We start from the raw sequence: 18249 nt of genomic DNA, 5'->3' as shown, positions 1-18249 counted from the left end.
AGGTGATAATAAATTATCACGCTTGAGAGGAGGAATACGTATGGATAAATCAATCCCTGAAATGTATGGAAGTCTTGTATTTAATGATTCTGTGATGAAAGAGAAATTACCTAAAGATGTTTATCGTAAATTGCATAAGACATCAAAGTATGGTGCATCTCTTGATTTAGATGTAGCGAATACTGTTGCTGCAGCAATGAAAAACTGGGCTGTTGAGCATGGCGCAACACACTTTACACACTGGTTCCAGCCAATGACTGGTGTAACTGCTGAAAAACATGATTCCTTTATCTCACCACGTTCAAATGGTGAAGTGATTATGGAATTCTCTGGTAAAGAATTAGTGAAAGGTGAACCTGATGCTTCAAGCTTCCCAAGTGGTGGCTTACGTGCAACATTCGAAGCAAGAGGCTATACAGCATGGGATCCATCTTCACCTGCCTTTATTAAAGATGGTACGCTTTATATTCCAACTGCTTTCTGTTCTTATAGTGGTGAAGCTTTGGATAAGAAGACACCTTTATTGAGATCAATGGAAGCTTTAAATGAACAGGCTGTTAAAGTCTTACATTTACTTGGCTATGATGATGTGACACATATCGATACAACAATCGGTAGTGAACAGGAATATTTCTTGATTGATAAGGATCTTTATAAGAAGAGAAAGGACTTGCTTTTGACAGGTCGTACTTTAATTGGTGCGCCTGCTCCTAAGGGTCAGGAAATGGAAGATCATTACTTCGGTGTCCTTAAACCAAAAGTATCAGAATATATGCATGATTTGGATGAAGAATTATGGAAGCTTGGCGTTCCTGCTAAGACAAAACATAACGAAGTTGCTCCAGCTCAGCATGAATTGGCTCCAGTTTTCGAAACAGCGAATGTTGCTGTTGACCACAACCAATTAACAATGGAAATGATGAAGAAAGTTGCTGATAAACATCATTATGCATGTCTTCTTCATGAAAAACCATTTGCTGGTGTCAATGGTTCAGGTAAGCATGATAACTGGTCACTCGTTACAAATACAAAGATGAACCTCTTGGATCCAGGAAGTGATCCATATCACAATAAGACTTTCCTTATTTTCTTACTGGCAACAATTTCTGCCGTTGATAATTATCAGGATCTCTTACGTATCTCAGTCGCAAGTGCTGGTAATGATCACAGACTTGGCGCTAACGAAGCTCCTCCAGCTGTTGTTTCTATCTTCGTTGGTGACGAACTTGCGAAAGTGCTTGACGCCATTGACCATGAAGCAAGCATGGAAAAAACTGAAAAGACAGAAATGTCAATTGGTGCAGCTGTTCTTCCTAACTTTGTTAAGGATCCAACAGATCGTAACAGAACATCACCATTTGCCTTCACAGGTAATAAGTTTGAATTCAGAATGCCTGGTTCTTCATTGAGTGTTGCTGATCCAAATATCATCTTGAATACAGCAGTCGCAAGCTCACTTGAAGATATTTATGAAGCTTTAAAAGATGTCCCAGAAGAAGAATTCGATCACGAAGTTTATAAACTTCTTAAAAAGATGCTTGACGAACATAAGCGTATTTTATTCAATGGTAATGGATATACTGATGCATGGCTTGAAGAAGCTAAGAAACGTGGCTTATATAACCTAAAGTCATTACCAGATGCTTTACCACAGTTCAAAGCTGAAAAGAATGTTGATCTCTTTACGAAATATCATATCTTTACTGAAAGTGAAATTGATTCACGTTATGAAATTAAGCTTGAGAACTACTCAAAGACAATCCATATTGAAGCATTGACAATGATTGATATGGTTAAGCGTGATTTCACCCCAGCACTCTTTAAATATATGAAGGCTGTAGAAGGTGAATTGTTAGATAAGAAAGCATTATTGGGCAGTGTTGATGGTTATGATCTCAGAGTCCTGAAAGAACTAGATGCATGCTCTAAAGCAATTGATGAAGGTTTAGCTAAGCTTGAAGCAGATGTGAAGAAGGCAGAAGGAGAAGTCGATTCACTTGCTCAAGCAGAGTTCTACCATAGTGTGATCTTGAAAGATATGGATGATTTACGTGTCCCAGTTGACACTGCTGAAGCAAAATTACCTTCAGAAGCCTTACCATATCCAACATATGATCAGTTATTATTCTCATTAAGATAAAATTAGATAGGAGAGGAATACGAGAAATGGAAAAATACATCCCTTTAGAAAAAGATGCCTGTGGTATCGGGGCAATAGTCAATATCGATGGTCATAAAGACAATCGTACATTGGATGATGCCTTACATATTGTAGAAAAACTAGAACACCGAGCTGGTAAAGATGCCAGTGGAAAGGTTGGCGATGGTGTTGGTATTTTGCTCCAGATCTCGCATTCTTTCTTTAAAAAAGCATTAAAAGATAGTGCGATAAAGATTGGTGAGGAACGTGATTATGGTATTGGTATGTTCTTCTTCCCTGATGACAGCCTAAAGAGTACTTTCGCAAAACGTATGTTTGAAGTCATTGTCGAAAAGAATGGCTTGAAATTTCTTGGTTGGCGTAAGGTCCCTGTTCATGATGAAATCCTAGGACAGGTGGCTAAAGACTGCATGCCTAATATTCTCCAGGGCTTTATTGAAAGACCAGAAAATGTTGCCCAGGGCTTAGATTTTGATAGAAAGCTCTATGTTGTTCGTAGAGAATTTGAACAGAGTAGTGAGGATACTTATATTTGTTCTCTCTCTTCACGTACAATTGTCTACAAAGGAATGTTTTTAGTAACCCAGCTGAGAAACTTCTATGATGATTTACGTGATCCTGACTACAAGAGTGCCATTGCCATTGTGCATTCTCGTTTCTCAACCAATACAATTCCTTCTTGGGAAAGAGCACACCCTTATCGTATGATTGCCCATAATGGTGAAATTAATACAATTCGTGGCAATAGCGATAGAATGCTCGCCCGTGAAGAAACAATGAGTTCAAGCGTATTAGAAGATGATATGGAAAAGATTCTTCCAGTGATTCGTCCATCTGGTTCTGATTCGGCTATGTTGGATAATACGCTCGAATTCCTCTATATGAATAATATGCCATTGCCTCTAGCAATGATGGTGCTGATTCCTGAACCATGGAAACATAACCGTTTTATGAGCGCAAGAAAGAAAGACTTCTATCACTACTATGCAACAATGATGGAAGCCTGGGATGGTCCAGCTGCTATTCTCTATACTGATGGTGATATTTTAGGGGCAACACTTGATCGAAATGGTTTAAGACCATCACGTTATTATCTCACTGATGATAATCGTCTTATTCTTTCAAGTGAAGTCGGTGTTCTTGATATTGATCCTGCTCATGTCATTACAAAATCAAGACTAGAACCTGGTAAGATGCTTCTTGTTGATACAAAGCAGAAACGTATTATTTCTGATGATGAATTAAAGAGCTATTACTCAAATATGCAACCTTATGGAGAATGGCTGGATTGCAATTTACTCCATCTCTCTGACTTAAAGATTCCAAACAAACAAGTGCCAACACACTCTCAGTTAGCACGTGATCGCTTATATAAAGTCTTTGGCTGGAATTATGAAGATGTCAAAGCTATGTTGATCCCAATGGCCACAAATGGTGTAGAACCAACAGCATCCATGGGACATGATATCCCATTAGCTATTCTATCTGATCACCATCAGCCACTCTTCTACTACTTCAAACAGCTCTTTGCCCAAGTCACTAATCCGCCTATCGATTCATTAAGAGAAAAGATTGTCACTGATACAACGGTCTATATTGGTAGTGATGGCAATCTTCTTGAAGAAAAAGGCAAAAACTGTCGTGTCTTAGAAATTGAAAATCCAATTCTCAATGGTGTTGACTTGATGAAAATCAAGAGTCTTAATCAGCCAGGCTTTAAAGCTAAGACAATCTCATTGCTTTACTATAAGCATACGTCTTTGAAGAAAGCGATAGAATCTCTCTATATCGCCATTGATAAAGCCTACAATCAGGGTTACAACATCATTATTCTAAGTGACCGTGGAGTGGATGAAAACCATGTGGCTATTCCTTCATTATTAGCTGTTTCTGCTGTTGAACAACATCTTGTATTAACGAAGAAGAAAACAGCGGTTTCTCTCATTCTTGAATCCGGTGAACCAAGAGATGTTCATCAGTTTGCAACATTATTAGGATTTGGTGCAACGGCCATTCAGCCATACCTTGCTCATGAGTGTATTGCTGAGCTTATTCACATTGGCATGTTGGACAAAGACTATTCAACAGCTGTTGAAGACTATAATAAAGCGATTCTTGGTGGAATCGTTAAAGTTATGGCTAAGATGGGTATTAGTACTTTACAGTCTTATGAATCAGCACACATTTTTGAAGCAATTGGCTTATCTCAAGAGCTTGTTGATGAATACTTTACTGGTATTGTCAGCAAGGTTGGCGGTATAGGTATTAAGGAAATAGAAGAAGGTGTGAATTTCCGTCATGATCATGCCTTTGATCCAATGGGATTAGGTGTCGATACAACATTGGATTCAATTGGTTTCCATAAATTACGTTCTGGTGAAGATAAAGAAGATCATCTCTATACACCAGAAGCTATCACTACACTTCAGTCATCATTAGTTCATGGTGACTATCAAGAATTCAAACGTTATACAGCGATGATTGATGATGAAAAGCGTCCTCATACATTGCGTAGTCGTATTGAGATTACGCCTAATCGTAAACCTGTTCCACTTGATGAAGTTGAACCAGCTTCTGAAATCGTTAAACGTTTCAAGACAGGGGCTATGAGTTATGGCTCTATCTCTAAGGAAGCTCATGAAACAATGGCTATTGCGATGAATCGACTTCATGGTAAGAGTAATACAGGTGAAGGTGGCGAAAATGAAGATCGCTTTAATAGCGAAAGAAACTCAGCTATTAAACAGGTTGCATCAGGTCGTTTCGGGGTCACTTCAGCTTATTTAAATAGTGCCATTGAAATTCAGATTAAAATGGCACAGGGCGCTAAGCCAGGTGAAGGTGGACACTTACCAGGAAAGAAGGTCTATCCTTGGATTGCCAAGACAAGATATTCTACACCAGGTGTATCCCTTATTTCACCACCACCTCATCATGATATCTATTCTATCGAAGACTTAGCACAGCTTATCTATGACTTAAAGAATGCGAATAAAGATGCAAGAATCTCTGTTAAGCTTGTTTCTGAAGCTGGGGTAGGAACTATTGCCTCAGGTGTAGCTAAAGCCGGTGCTCAGGTCATCTTAATCTCTGGCTACGATGGTGGTACTGGGGCTGCTCCAATTAGTTCCATCCATCATGCTGGCTTGCCATGGGAACTTGGTTTATCAGAAGCTCATAAAGCACTTGTTGCTAATGGGTTAAGAGACCGTGTTCTGATTGAAACAGATGGTAAGCTTATGAGTGGTCGTGATGTTGTCATTGCCGCATTACTTGGCGCTGAGGAATTTGGCTTTGCGACAACAGCATTAGTTGCCATGGGCTGTCGTATGATGCGTGTTTGTAATAAGGATACTTGTCCATTTGGTGTAGCAACACAGAACAAAGAATTACGTAAACGTTTCAAGGGTAAACCTGAATATGTCATGAATTTCATGATGTTCATTGCTGAAGAAGCAAGAGAAATCATGGCTGAACTTGGCTTTAGAACTATTGATGAAATGGTTGGTCATACTGATTGCCTCAAACAGCGTAAAGGTGATTTCCCAGTTGCAGATAAGATGGATTATGCCTCTATTCTTGATACGACATATGCTTCATCACCAATTAACCACTTCAATCCAGCTCATGTTTATGATTTCAAACTTGAAAAGACATTGGATGAACGTGTTTTGATTCCTACGCTTAAGAATTTCAAAGCTGGCGATCATAAAGAAATTGATGTCAAGATTACATCTACAGACCGTACTTTTGCGACAAGACTTGGCTCTGAAGTCACAAAGAAGTTTGGCAACAAGCTTGAGGAAGACAGTATTGTCATTAAGGCAAAAGGTGGTGCCGGTCAGTCCGTTGGGGCTTTCCTTCCTAAAGGTGTAACTGTGAGAGTTTCTGGTGATGCCAACGATGGGGCGGGAAAAGGCTTATCAGGTGGTAAGATTGTCATCAAGCCTGATGAGAGAGCACCATTTGATCCATCAAAGAATATCATTGTCGGTAATGTAGCCCTCTATGGAGCAACAAGCGGTAAGGCTTACTTTGAAGGTGTAGCCGGAGAAAGATTCTGTGTCAGAAACTCTGGTGCTATTGCGATTAGTGAAGGATGCGGTGATCATGGTCTTGAATATATGACAGGTGGTAAGGCTGTTATCCTTGGTCATACAGGCAAGAACTTTGCTGCTGGTATGAGTGGGGGCATTGCCTATGTACTTGATGAAGATCATACACTTTACTTAAAGATGAATAAAGATATGGTGACAATGCATGAAGTCACTGAAAAATATGATAAACAGGAATTACGTGATCTGATTGAAGATTATTATAAGGAAACAGGAAGCAAGAAGGCTAAGACAATCTTGGATGACTTTAAAAACTATATTCCTTGCTTCAAGAAGATTGTGCCTGATGATTATGCAAAAGTGATCAGATTAATCAGTCACTTTGAAGAACAGGGTATCTCCCATGAAAATGCACTCATGGAAGCATACCAGAAGGTCAGCAGAGAGGGGTAAGAAGAATGGGTAAACCAACAGGATTTATGGAATATACGCGTCATACAAATCCAGAACGCGCAATAGATGAAAGAATTAAGGATTACTTTGAATTCCACTCTTCTTTAGATGAACAAGAAAGAAAGACACAGGCTGCAAGATGCATGGATTGTGGTGTGCCATATTGTCAGAGTGCGATGGAAATCAAGCATCGTGTAGTGGGCTGCCCACTACACAATCTGATTCCTGAATGGAATGATGAAATCTATCATGGCCATCTCAATCATGCGTTAAGCAGATTGTTGAAAACAAATAACTTTCCAGAATTTACATCACGTGTATGCCCAGCCCTCTGCGAAAAGGCGTGCTTATGCGGCGTGAACGATTCTCCTGTCACAATTCATGATAATGAAAACTTTATCATTGAATCTGCTTTCAAAAATGCTCTGATGACTCCTCGTATTCCCGTTGTTAGAAGCAAAAAGAAGGTCGCAGTAATCGGCAGCGGGCCATCAGGACTGGCTGTTGCGGATTCGCTTAATCACAGGGGGCACCATGTTGATGTTTATGAACGTGATGATCGTATTGGTGGCTTGTTGATGTATGGTATTCCTAATATGAAGCTCGATAAGTCTGTTATTGAACGACGTCTTAAGCTCATGGAAGCAGAAGGTGTTGTCTTCAAGACAGGTGTCAATGTAGGCAAAGATATCACTAAGGAAGAACTGTTGAAAGAATATGATGCGGTTGTTCTTTGTGTTGGCTCAAAGCAAGCCCGTACATTACCAAATGTCAAGGTTGATAAGAATGTGATGTTTGCGGTTGATTATCTTGCTCATTCAACAAAGAATGTGCTTGCCAACAAAGCAGATAACCAGGCTAAAGGAAAGCATGTTGTTATTGTTGGTGGTGGGGATACAGGTAATGACTGTGTGGCCACAGCTATTCGTCAGCAGGCAAAGAGCGTTGTTCAGCTTGAAATGATGGGCGAACCACCTCTTGAAAGAACAGCTGATAACCCTTGGCCAGAATGGCCAAATGTCAAGAAGACAGACTATGGCCAGCAGGAAGCTATTCATGTCTTTGGTCATGACCCACGTATTTACAACACAACTGTCAAAGAAGTGATTGAAGAAAAAGGTGTCATGAAGAAAATCAAGACAGTTCAGGTGAAGTTTGAAAATGGCAAACTAACTGAAGTAGCTGGAAGTGAAAAGGTCATTGATTGTGATTTACTCATTATTGCAGCAGGATTCACTGGTGCTGAAAGCTATGTCACAAAAGCCTTCAAATTAAAAACAACACCAAGAAATACGATTTTAACGAATGAAGCGTATCAATGTGGCGATACTCCGCTCTTTGCAGCAGGGGATGGCCGACGTGGACAGTCACTTGTCGTTTGGGCAATTGCTGAAGGACGTAACTGTGCTGCGCATGTTGATCGTTATCTTATGGGCTATACAACAATGGAGTAAAGGTGTCCTGCCTTTATTCCATTTTTTTCTTTTTTCTCTTGCATTATCATATTTTTGTGTTATACTCATATGCGTCGCCTCTCCTTAGCTCAGTTGGTAGAGCATCTGACTCTTAATCAGAGGGTCCACGGTTCGAGCCCGTGAGGGGAGACCATTTAACGATTAGGAATCTGCGTAGGCAGGTTCTTTTTTTATTTGGAGGGATGAATATGGATTTTCATACTATACACCATATAGCCATTATCGTTAGTGATAGAAATCAGGCTAAAGAATTCTATATGAATAAACTTGGCTTTTCTTTAATACGTGAAAATGAACGTAAAGATCGACATGACTGGAAGATTGATTTAAAAATCAATGAAACAACAGAACTAGAAATCTTTGTCAAAGAGGATGCAGCCAAAAGACCAAGCTATCCTGAAGCCTATGGTTTAAGACATCTTGCCTTTCATGTTGATTGTGTAGATGATATGGTCAAAGAATTAGAAGCAAAAGATATTCCATGTGAACCAATACGCTTTGATGAATATACACATAAGAAAATGACTTTCTTCCATGATCCAGATGGCTTACCTATTGAGATTCATGAATAAAAAAAGGAGAATCAATGATTCTCCAAACGTGCGATTTGTTTTTTGAGTAATTCAACTTTCTTTTTGTTTTTGACAACGCCAATACCTTTTTCATAACAATCTACTAAAATCATTAAGCTACGCATATTGTTATGTTTGGCACAATCTTCAAGTAATGGAATAGCTTTCTTTGTATCTTTAGCGACATGCTCACCAGTGAGATAGAACTCTCCAAGTATACTGCCTGCTTCATAACTGCCCCTTCCATAAGCAATCTGAAGCCATTCTAGAGCTTTCTCTGTATTTTTCTCAACGATAATGCCACTGAAATAGAATGAGGCGAGATTCATCGCATCAATCTCATCACCCTGACTTGCGGCACTGATCAGGCTGTTTTCAGGATCGTTCTTGTTGATGCTTAAGGACTGTAATAGACGTAAGGACTGTTCATGTCCTAAGTTAGCTGCTTCTTTAAGATATTGGAGGGCTAAATCTGTTCTCTTGGCAATGAAATAATCAAAGGCAAGTCGGTTAAGATCTTCAGGCCTTTTGGTCTTGGCAGCAATCTGGCTTAAGGCAATAAAGTCATTGAGTGAGAGCACATCCCTATCTTTGAGATATTGTTCATTGTGCAGGAAATCTAAGAATTCAAAGGCATCTTCATATTTTGCTTGAAGGGCTTGTTTAAGATAGTATTTGAGAGCTTCTCTATCTTGGGGAACATGGGGATTGTCACCTAGATAGAAGACAGCGAGCTGATAGGCTGCTTGATCACTTTGATATTGGGCTGCTTTTTTCAAATAGGCCATACCTTGATCATAGTCTTGATAGGTATTGATATAGATTGAACCTGTCATGAAAAGTGATTCTTTATTGTTGTCTTTATTGCCATATTGGTAATATTGGAGTGCTTTGGCATCACTCTTTAATGTTTCATCAAAGAAATAGGCATCCGCAATAACCATCGCTGCTTCTTTATAACCTTGATCAAGTGCCTCATGTAATAATGCAAGTCCTTTGTCTTTATCACAACTCACACCAATACCATAAAGATAACATTCACCAAGATGACTCGTTTCTTCAACGTCACCAGCTTGATAACCTTTTAAAGCTTCTTGATATTCCTTTTTATTTGATTCATCTTGCCCCTGTACGAAATTAATTTGGGTTAGTAAGCTATAAGCTTCTTTGTTGCCAAGACTTTCCGCACGCTTTGCCCACTGCTTTGCTTTCTCATAGTCCCGTTCTACGCCTCTAGCCATCATATAGGACGTAGCGAGTTCAACCATTGCGGGAACATAGTAGAGATTTGCACTCTTTTCAAGATATTGAAAAGCACGTTCAGGATTATAGGAAAGATGTTCGCCATTAAAATATTCCATCCCTAGCTGAAAACAAGCATCAGGTTGATTTTCTTGGGCAAGTTCTCTTAGTTTTGTGATATATGTATTTTTCTTTTGAGGGGTATTCTTCTTTTTCTTTGTTCTTTTTGTTGCCATAATGCATTCCTCCTGTATCTTTATTATAGTGTATTTGAAAAGGGCGTGTTAGTGTAGAATTTTCTTGATTATTTTGTATTTGTTATTGACTTTGATGAATGAATTGAGTATAGTATAACACGTAATCTCTCCTTAGCTCAGTTGGTAGAGCATCTGACTCTTAATCAGAGGGTCCACGGTTCGAGCCCGTGAGGGGAGACCATTTTTTTATGACATGAGGACCTTTACAAGGTTCTCTTTTTTTCTATTATTTGATATAATACTGTTAATATGCGAGGGGAATAGTATGAATAGACAGAATGTAACAGATATCCAATTAGCTATTCTAGAATTAGATGGCTGTGTTTTCAATTTAAACCATTATCGTTACAATTTCTATAAGAATCTTGCGAGTCAACGTGATCTAACAGTAACACCTGAAGAATTTCATGAACATCTTGGAAATATGTACACGATGTATGATGAATTACCGCTCGCTAAAGCAGTGGGACCACAATTGTTGAACAAACGTGTGGAAAAAGATTTGTTGAATTATTTGCGCTTAAAGAAGGCAACAGTGCAAGAAGGTATTAATGAACTTATCGAATATTTTCGTCAAAAGCATATCAAGATTGCTGTCTTTTCCACTCATAAGACATCAACAGCTATGGATTACTTAGAACTTGCTGGTTTAAGTAAGAAGGTTGACTATGTGATTGGATCGGATACAAAATTAGCACCATTACCATCAACAGAAATGCTTTCTTTCTTAGCAGGACGCTATAAGGTTAAGGCAGATCAAATACTGGTTATTACAAGTATCTTTGCGTTAGAAAAAGCTGCTTCAAGCCTGGGTATGAATGTCATTTTTAAAGAAGATTTGACACCTGCTACGACAGAGGAAAAGCGTATTGCCTTCACTTGTGTGAAGAATATGTATGATGTGCTTAATACGGTGATGTTTGATCATCTTGAAAACTATAAGATTTTCGAACCTGCTTTAGGGATGACACCTGACTTGGATCGTAAACAGCTTAAAGAAGTCTATGAACGCTTAAAAGAAAATTACAAGGATGATCCTGAACTGTTGAAGGTAGTCGAGGATACTTATCGTAATCGCTTAGCTGACCTAGAAAGAGAGCATCCCCGCTTTATATTCAGTGATGAAGAAGATCCTATTACTTTACCAGTAGAATTAAGAGATTCTGAATTTGTTCATCGTATTAAATATACAACGGATGATACTCCTGAATCACCATCTTTTGTAGAACAGACGGAAGTCAAAGACGAGGATATGGATGAAGTTGGACAGTCATCATTTGAAGATGAATATCCAGCTAAAGAACAAGAAGACAAGCAAGAACCAGAAACCATTAAGGTTGCTGTAGATAATTCTGGGGCACTATCTCTTGATGATGAAGAAGCACAGGATTTAAGTGAAGTGCTTTCGAAGGTTCTTAATGAAGAACCGGAACCGATTCACTATCAAGCAGGAGAAGTCAGTGAAGATGTTATCAAAAAACGTCCTCATCCCATTCTCAATGGTTTATTGAATGTTGTCTTTACCTTGATGTTCTCTTTGTTAATCATGGTTGTTGGATTATTTGTTTATGTTATCTTTATCAATAACTTTGAAAGTGGTAATCTTCAAGGTGTTGCAGCCGTTTATCAACAATATTCTGATTTCTCAAATATGTACTTCAAGGCATTACTTGATGGTCTTCATTCCGTTATAAACTTTATTCCAAGCTATGCAAGCTTTACTTCAGGTAAGTATTTAAGCTATTCAGCAAGCCAGCTGGTGGCTGTTTATGTAACTAATACACTGATTATTATCGTTGTTGAAATTATTATTGCACTCATAAAACGTTTAAGAACACATAAGCAAGAAGAAGAGGAAGAATAAAAGAGCTCATGATAGAATAATCTATCATAAGCTCTTTTTCTTTGTATAGGCATAGAGAATTGCAATCTGTGTTTTCGCATCAACAATCTCCCCTTTTAAGACCATTTGATAAGCTTGTTCTAGAGGGACTTTGATGACCTTTAAGAATTCATCATCATCAGCCGGCTTACTGTCATCGACATGTTTAAAGTCAATAGCTTCATATAAATAATCCACTTCAGAACTATAACCAGGCGTTGGTAATAATTGAAGAATGAAATGCATTGTCTTTGCACGACGATCAGTTTCTTCCTCAAATTCCCTAAAGCAGGCTTCATTACGATCTTCGCCTTTTTCAAGCTTTCCTGCTGGAATTTCTAACGTATCGCAACCATGGGGATAACGATATTGTTTGACAAGAAGAATACAGCCATCTTCTATTGCGAGAATGCAAACACCACCACGATGATGAACAACTTCTCTTTTGGCTTTGCGTCCATCTTCGAGTTCTATATCATCATAAGTGACATGAATCACATTGCCATCAAATACTGTTTCACTTTTTAATTTCTTTTCCATTATTCCACCTCGTTCCCATTATATCATTAATCAAAGAAAAAAGAATGCGGGGGCGCATTCTTCGTTCTTTTATTCTCTTCTGATAATAGGGGGAGTAAGTTTTTGACTTACTATGAATACATTACCACATTTATATGAAAATGTAAAGGCTTACTTTTTGAAATGCATAGTAGTAATTGATGGGAAGTTGTTGTAAGGTATATGTGAAATAGGAGAATGTTATGAAAATATTAAAAATAGACCACCTGCATGAGAATCAGCGCATCGATAAATATTTAAATAAGCTTTTACCCAATGCCCCAAAAGGCTTTGTATATAAAATGCTCAGAAAGAAAGATGTTAAAGTTAATGGTGTAAAGGTGAAAGAAAATTATATTGTTCAGTATGGTGATGAAGTCAGTCTCTTTCTCTATGATGATCGTTTTGCGGAATATAGTAAAGCAACAACCATCTATGATTTACCTATTCAGTTCAAAGTGATTTATGAGGATGAACACATCCTCATTGTCGATAAGCCTGTTGGCTTGCTTGTCCAGCCTGATGAAAAGGAAGAAATCAATGTCCTTTCTAACCAGGTTCTCACTTATTTGTCTAAGAAGGGAGAATATGATCCCCAAAAAGATCTAGGTTTTACTCCTGGACCTGTTCACCGTCTAGATCGTAATACGAGTGGCTTAGTGATTTATGGTAAGGATATGCGTGCTCTTCAGGATCTTAATGAGATGATGAAGAAAAGGCATTGTATTGATAAGAAGTATTTGACAGTTGTCAAAGGACATATGGATGAGGCGGATTTAAAAGGTTATGTAGTGAAAGATCAGGATGCTGGCAAGATGCGTGTTGTCAGTGCTGACTATCCTAATGCTTTAACGATGCATACTCTTGTACATCCTCTTCGTTATGGCAATGATGTCTCTTTAGTAGAAGTGAGCTTGGTGACCGGAAGAACACATCAAATCAGGGTCCATCTTGCATCAGAGGGACATCCTGTTATGGGCGATCGTAAATATGGTGATTTTCATTGGAATAAGGAAATCGCTAAGTCATATAAATTCAATAATCAGCTTCTTCATGCTTATTCGCTTACCTTTACAAAACCATTTGGTTCAATGAAATATTTAAAGGATAAGACCTTTACTTCTCCATTAAGTGGAAAATTTAAGGAAATCGTTGATGACCTCTTTTAAAGTGCTTTCATCTTTGATATATCTATATTATAATGTAAACGTTAAGGGAGGAAAATCTTGTATGAAATTTTATATTGGTGTTGACTTAGGAGGTACGAATGTCCGTACACTACTTGTTGATGAGAAGGGACAGACTTATTCAGAAGTCAAGGAATCGACAGAAAGTGAAAATGGTCCTGAATATGTTGTCAGCAAGATTAAACGTATGATTCGTACATTGGATTATGATGCATGCAATGGCTTTGAAAACATACATGGTATTGGTGTTGGTGTTCCAGGACCTGTTGATACTGTCCATGGTACAATGATCATGGCAAGTAATTTACCAGGTTTTGCAGGATATCCAATTGCCAGTGAGCTTTCTGAAGAATTCGATAAACCTGTCTTTATGGATAATGATGCGAACTGTGCTGGTTTAGCTGAAGCTTTGCTTGGTGCTGGTAAAGGCTATCCAACAGTCTACTTCATCACTGTTTCAACAGGTGTTGGCGGTGCATTCATTGTGGATGGTAAGCTTATTTCTGGTGGACGTGGTCATGCAGGTGAAATCGGCAACATGATCATTAAGCCTAATGGACGTAAGCAGGGGGCATTAAACCCAGGTGCTGTTGAAGCGGAATGTTCAGGTACAGCTATTACGGCAAAAGCTCAGGCCATCTTGGGCAAGGATGTCATTAAGCATGCGGGGAATGTCTTTGAATTGGCATCAGAAGGTAATGCTGAAGCTAAGAAGATTGCTGATGAAGCTATTGATGAATTAAGCTCAATGCTGGCTAATATTGCTCATACTGTTGATCCACATTGCTTTGTACTTGGTGGTGGTGTCATGAAGAGCAGAGATTATTTCTGGGATACTTTAAATGAACAGTTCAATAGTAAGATTCATGTTGGTATGCGTAATCATATTCCACTTTTATTAAAGAAGCTTGATGACTGTGGTGCGATTGGTGCAGCAATGTTACCAATGAGTCAGCTAGGTGAATAAGAAAAGCAGGGAAACCTGCTTTTTTTGTTGGTAGATAAGTAGATATCTTGATTATTTTGGAAATTTGTTTTTTAATGGAGGGTGACGAAAATGAGAGGAGTAGGATTATGGAAAGAGTTGTATTAGGTTTAAGTGGAGGCGTAGATAGTGCTGTTGCAGCTTATTTGTTGAAGGAAGCAGGTTATGAAGTTGTACCTGTCTTTATGCGTAACTGGGATTCACAGCTCAATAATGACTATTTAGGCAATCCAACTATAAATGATGATGTCTGTTCACAGGAAGTGGACTATGCCGATGCTAAAGCTGTTGCAGAACATCTTGGCTTAGAATTAAGACGTGTTGATTTTATTAAGGAATATTGGGATCGTGTCTTTACTTATTTCTTAGAAGAATATGCGAAAGGGCGCACACCTAATCCTGATATCCTCTGCAATAAAGAAATCAAATTCAAAGCCTTCCTTGATTATGCTTTCTCCATTGATGCAGACTGGATTGCGACGGGACATTATGCGCGTATTGAACATCACCAGGATGGAGAAAGTGTCATGTTAAGAGGTGTAGATAATAATAAGGATCAGACTTATTTCTTATGTCAGCTTAATCAGCATCAGTTAGAACGTGTCCTTTTCCCACTTGGTGATATCACAAAGCCAGAAGTCAGAAAGATTGCCTTAGAACAGAATCTTCCTGTTGCCAAGAAGAAAGACAGCACGGGTATTTGTTTTATTGGTGAACGCGACTTCAAAGCCTTCTTAAAGAACTATATTCCTGCTAAACCAGGGAAGATGGTGGATATTGAAACAAAGAAGGTCATTGGTGAACATCAAGGTATTATGTATTATACAATCGGACAAAGAAAGGGTCTGAATATTGGTGGTAAGGGTGGTCCTTGGTTTGTATGTGGAAAGGATTATGACCAGAATATCCTCTACATTGCCCAAGGTGATCAGAATAAATGGCTGATGAGTGATGGCTGCACTGTGACGGATGTCAACTGGATCTCTGGTAAACCACTAGTAGGTGAATATGACTGTACTGCAAAATTCAGATATCGCCAGAAAGATAATGATGTTTCCATTCATTTCAATGAGGATGGTACACTTTATTGTACATTTAAGAACCAGGTCAAGAGTGTGACACCAGGACAGGAAGCTGTCTTCTATCAAGGAGAAGTATGTCTTGGCGGAGGAACAATCGATAAGGTCTATAAGAATAATGAGGAGATAACATACTTATAATGCTCACATATACAGGAATGATTACCCGCATACGGTATTATAATGAAGAATCAAAGTTCATTGTGGCAACATTTGAAGCAAATGAAGAAATGACACCTTTTACGATTACTGGCAATATGAGTTATGTCGAAAGTGATGAACGTTATCGTATAGAAGGAGAATTTATTCATCATCCCCGCTATGGCAAGCAGTTCCAGTTAAAGAGCTATGAAGTTCTATTGGCGGATGATCGTGAACGTATTATTCGCTATCTCTCTTCATCGCTTTTTAAGGGCATTGGCGAAAAGCAGGCAACAGCCATTGTTGATGCATTGGGAGAGGATGCTTTAAAGATGATTAAGGAAGATGCGAGCTGTCTGGTTGGCATTAAGGGCATGAATAAACAAAAAATCGATACCATCAAACAAGTTATTGATAATCAATCCTATGACCAACAAGTCCTTTCTTTCTTTATGGGCCATGGTATTTCAACACGTAATCTTGGCCTGATTCAAGGCTTTTATAAAGAGAAGACATTGGATGTCTTGCAGAATAATCCTTATCAGCTTATTGATGATATTGATGGGGTGGGCTTTAAGAGTGCAGATACGCTCGCTAAAAAGCTTAATTTTGCGGATGATCATCCTTACCGTTTAAAAGCAGCTGTTGCCTATGCGTTAACGGAGCGTTGCTTTCAGACAGGGTCATCTTATGCTTATCTTGATGAAATCAAGAAAGCAGCTCATCGCTTTGTACCCCAGTTAACGTCTGAACACTTTGATGAATATTTAAAAGATCTTCTTGATGACCATAAGATCATCAAAGAAGATGAACGTTATTATCCCTATGATCTCTATGATTCAGAAATCACAATCTCATCCCTCTTTAGAAAATTCTCCGAACTTCCTTTAGCTACGCTAGATGAAGCACGTTTAGAGGAACAAATACATGAAGTTGAAAAGCAGCTTGACATTACCTATGACAGTACACAAAAAGAAGCTATTACAACCTTTATGCGCAGTCCTGCAACAATTCTCACAGGAGGACCAGGAACGGGGAAGACAACTATTGTCAAAGCTATTTTGCGTATTTTCAAAAGCTTCTATCCCGATGACCAGATTGATCTTGTCGCACCAACAGGCAGAGCCGCAAAAAGATTAAGCGAGCTAACCGGCCTTGAAACCGCAACTATTCATCGCTTGTTGAAATGGGATATGCATACGAACACATTTGGCATGAATAGCGCCAATCCTCTTTCCACTCGCTTGCTTGTGATTGATGAATTTTCAATGGTGGATAGTGTGCTCTTTGCGAAACTTCTAGAAGCAAGTGGGCATGTCAATAAGATTCTCTTAATTGGTGATGACCAACAATTGCCTTCTGTCTCACCAGGGAATGTTCTTGCTGATATGATTAAGAGTCATCTTGTCCCTGTCATTGAACTCAACAAGATCTATCGTCAGGAAGAGGGCAGTGGAATTGTCACTTTAGCCCATGCTTTGCGTAATGATGTCTATGATGAAACCATCTTCAGACAATATCATGATATTCATTTTATCAGTATTCCTAATTATGAAGTTGTTGGTGAAGTACTTGATATAGTGAAATCGTATATCGATGATGGCTATGAAGACAAAGATATTCAGGTCCTATCGCCGATGTATCAAGGCGTTGCCGGTGTTGATGCATTGAATGAAGCATTGCAGTCTTTACTCAATCCCCCTTCACCACTCAAGGATGAGCTGAAAGTTGGTGCTCGTATCTTTAGAGTGGGTGATAAGATTCTCCAGCTTAAGAATCGCCCAGATGATGAGGTCTTTAATGGTGATATTGGGACGTTGGTGGAAATTATCAAGAAGACACCTGCTCATCCAAGCAATACGATTGTTTGTGATTTTGATGGTGTGCAAGTAGAATATATTGATGGTGATTTCGGTGTTATTACCCATGCCTATTGTATGACAGTACATAAATCCCAGGGCAATGAATTCCCTGTTGTCATCATGCCCGTTCTTTCTGACTTTGGTATCATGAATAGAAAGAATCTTCTTTATACAGGCCTATCTAGAGCGAAGAGCGCGCTTTACTTGCTTGGTGCAACCCAGGTCTTTAAGGCAGCCATTAATCGCAAAGAGAATTTAGCGGCACGCAGAACGACTCTGACACAACGTATGAGCGATGAAATGATGGGTTTCTCGTTTGATGATTTTGAATAAGAACTGT

The 18249-nt window shown here is 38.8% G+C and carries 11 protein-coding genes and 2 tRNA genes; 11 read left to right on the top strand and 2 right to left on the bottom strand.

Annotation, left to right across the window (positions count from 1 at the left end):
* The first annotated feature begins 40 nt into the window (after positions 1-40).
* The 5 genes from FYJ79_RS00485 to gloA2 all read left to right on the top strand — a co-directional run bounded on the left by FYJ79_RS00485 (position 41) and on the right by gloA2 (position 8716).
* On the top strand, positions 41-2140 hold the full coding sequence (locus FYJ79_RS00485) for a glutamine synthetase III family protein (RefSeq protein ID WP_154514030.1): 2100 nt from the start codon (positions 41-43) through the stop codon (positions 2138-2140).
* Positions 2141-2166: 26 nt separating this feature from the next.
* Positions 2167-6669, top strand: a complete 4503-nt coding sequence (gltB, locus tag FYJ79_RS00480) for a glutamate synthase large subunit (protein ID WP_154514029.1) — start codon at positions 2167-2169, stop codon at positions 6667-6669.
* A gap of 5 nt (positions 6670-6674) precedes the next feature.
* Positions 6675-8123, top strand: coding sequence for a glutamate synthase subunit beta (locus FYJ79_RS00475; RefSeq protein ID WP_154514028.1), 1449 nt, complete (start codon positions 6675-6677; stop codon positions 8121-8123).
* 78 nt (positions 8124-8201) lie between these two features.
* Positions 8202-8277, top strand: a tRNA-Lys gene (locus FYJ79_RS00470).
* 55 nt (positions 8278-8332) lie between these two features.
* The gene (gene gloA2 / locus FYJ79_RS00465; protein ID WP_154514027.1) at positions 8333-8716 is read left to right on the top strand and encodes an SMU1112c/YaeR family gloxylase I-like metalloprotein; all 384 of its coding nucleotides are present in this window, start codon (positions 8333-8335) and stop codon (positions 8714-8716) included.
* An 11-nt stretch (positions 8717-8727) separates the two neighbouring features.
* Here gloA2 and FYJ79_RS00460 read toward each other — a convergent pair whose 3' ends face one another.
* The gene (locus FYJ79_RS00460) at positions 8728-10194 is read right to left on the bottom strand and encodes a tetratricopeptide repeat protein (RefSeq protein WP_154514026.1); all 1467 of its coding nucleotides are present in this window, start codon (positions 10192-10194) and stop codon (positions 8728-8730) included.
* Positions 10195-10320: 126 nt separating this feature from the next.
* Here FYJ79_RS00460 and FYJ79_RS00455 point away from each other — a divergent pair.
* Together FYJ79_RS00455 and FYJ79_RS00450 are read left to right on the top strand one after the other, a co-directional pair.
* Positions 10321-10396, top strand: a tRNA-Lys gene (locus FYJ79_RS00455).
* Positions 10397-10480: 84 nt separating this feature from the next.
* Positions 10481-12079, top strand: coding sequence for an HAD family hydrolase (locus FYJ79_RS00450; protein WP_195836971.1), 1599 nt, complete (start codon positions 10481-10483; stop codon positions 12077-12079).
* 24 nt (positions 12080-12103) lie between these two features.
* Here FYJ79_RS00450 and FYJ79_RS00445 read toward each other — a convergent pair whose 3' ends face one another.
* The gene (locus tag FYJ79_RS00445) at positions 12104-12637 is read right to left on the bottom strand and encodes an NUDIX domain-containing protein (protein ID WP_154514024.1); all 534 of its coding nucleotides are present in this window, start codon (positions 12635-12637) and stop codon (positions 12104-12106) included.
* Between the two features lie 221 nt (positions 12638-12858).
* Here FYJ79_RS00445 and FYJ79_RS00440 point away from each other — a divergent pair, with 221 nt between their 5' ends.
* The 4 genes from FYJ79_RS00440 (at position 12859) to recD2 (ending at position 18242) form a co-directional block, all read left to right on the top strand.
* Positions 12859-13824, top strand: a complete 966-nt coding sequence (locus FYJ79_RS00440) for an RluA family pseudouridine synthase (RefSeq protein ID WP_154514023.1) — start codon at positions 12859-12861, stop codon at positions 13822-13824.
* A gap of 61 nt (positions 13825-13885) precedes the next feature.
* On the top strand, positions 13886-14809 hold the full coding sequence (locus tag FYJ79_RS00435; RefSeq protein ID WP_154514022.1) for an ROK family protein: 924 nt from the start codon (positions 13886-13888) through the stop codon (positions 14807-14809).
* A 107-nt stretch (positions 14810-14916) separates the two neighbouring features.
* A complete protein-coding gene (gene mnmA / locus FYJ79_RS00430) occupies positions 14917-16047 on the top strand; it encodes a tRNA 2-thiouridine(34) synthase MnmA (protein WP_154514021.1) in 1131 nt (376 codons plus the stop codon).
* Positions 16047-18242 carry an SF1B family DNA helicase RecD2 gene (gene recD2 / locus FYJ79_RS00425; protein ID WP_154514020.1) on the top strand — a complete coding sequence of 732 codons (2196 nt, stop codon included), beginning with the start codon at positions 16047-16049 and terminating at the stop codon, positions 18240-18242. The genes mnmA and recD2 overlap by 1 nt, the downstream gene beginning before the upstream one ends.
* Positions 18243-18249: the final 7 nt, after the last annotated feature.

This window comes from Sharpea porci, assembly GCF_009695655.1.
Taxonomy (GTDB): Bacteria; Bacillota_I; Bacilli_A; order Erysipelotrichales; family Coprobacillaceae; genus Sharpea; species Sharpea porci.
Note: the sequence above shows the minus strand (reverse complement) of the source record. Positions and strands in the feature narration are given on the sequence as shown.

What these genes read in the sequence shown, in the direction of transcription:
- FYJ79_RS00485 (WP_154514030.1), top strand. Translation starts at nt 41, where the DNA reads ATGGATAAATCAATCCCTGAAATGTATGGAAGTCTTGTATTTAATGAT.
- gltB (WP_154514029.1), top strand. Translation starts at nt 2,167, where the DNA reads ATGGAAAAATACATCCCTTTAGAAAAAGATGCCTGTGGTATCGGGGCA.
- FYJ79_RS00475 (WP_154514028.1), top strand. Translation starts at nt 6,675, where the DNA reads ATGGGTAAACCAACAGGATTTATGGAATATACGCGTCATACAAATCCA.
- gloA2 (WP_154514027.1), top strand. Translation starts at nt 8,333, where the DNA reads ATGGATTTTCATACTATACACCATATAGCCATTATCGTTAGTGATAGA.
- FYJ79_RS00460 (WP_154514026.1), bottom strand. Translation starts at nt 10,194, where the DNA reads ATGGCAACAAAAAGAACAAAGAAAAAGAAGAATACCCCTCAAAAGAAA.
- FYJ79_RS00450 (WP_195836971.1), top strand. Translation starts at nt 10,481, where the DNA reads ATGAATAGACAGAATGTAACAGATATCCAATTAGCTATTCTAGAATTA.
- FYJ79_RS00445 (WP_154514024.1), bottom strand. Translation starts at nt 12,637, where the DNA reads ATGGAAAAGAAATTAAAAAGTGAAACAGTATTTGATGGCAATGTGATT.
- FYJ79_RS00440 (WP_154514023.1), top strand. Translation starts at nt 12,859, where the DNA reads ATGAAAATATTAAAAATAGACCACCTGCATGAGAATCAGCGCATCGAT.
- FYJ79_RS00435 (WP_154514022.1), top strand. Translation starts at nt 13,886, where the DNA reads ATGAAATTTTATATTGGTGTTGACTTAGGAGGTACGAATGTCCGTACA.
- mnmA (WP_154514021.1), top strand. Translation starts at nt 14,917, where the DNA reads ATGGAAAGAGTTGTATTAGGTTTAAGTGGAGGCGTAGATAGTGCTGTT.
- recD2 (WP_154514020.1), top strand. Translation starts at nt 16,047, where the DNA reads ATGCTCACATATACAGGAATGATTACCCGCATACGGTATTATAATGAA.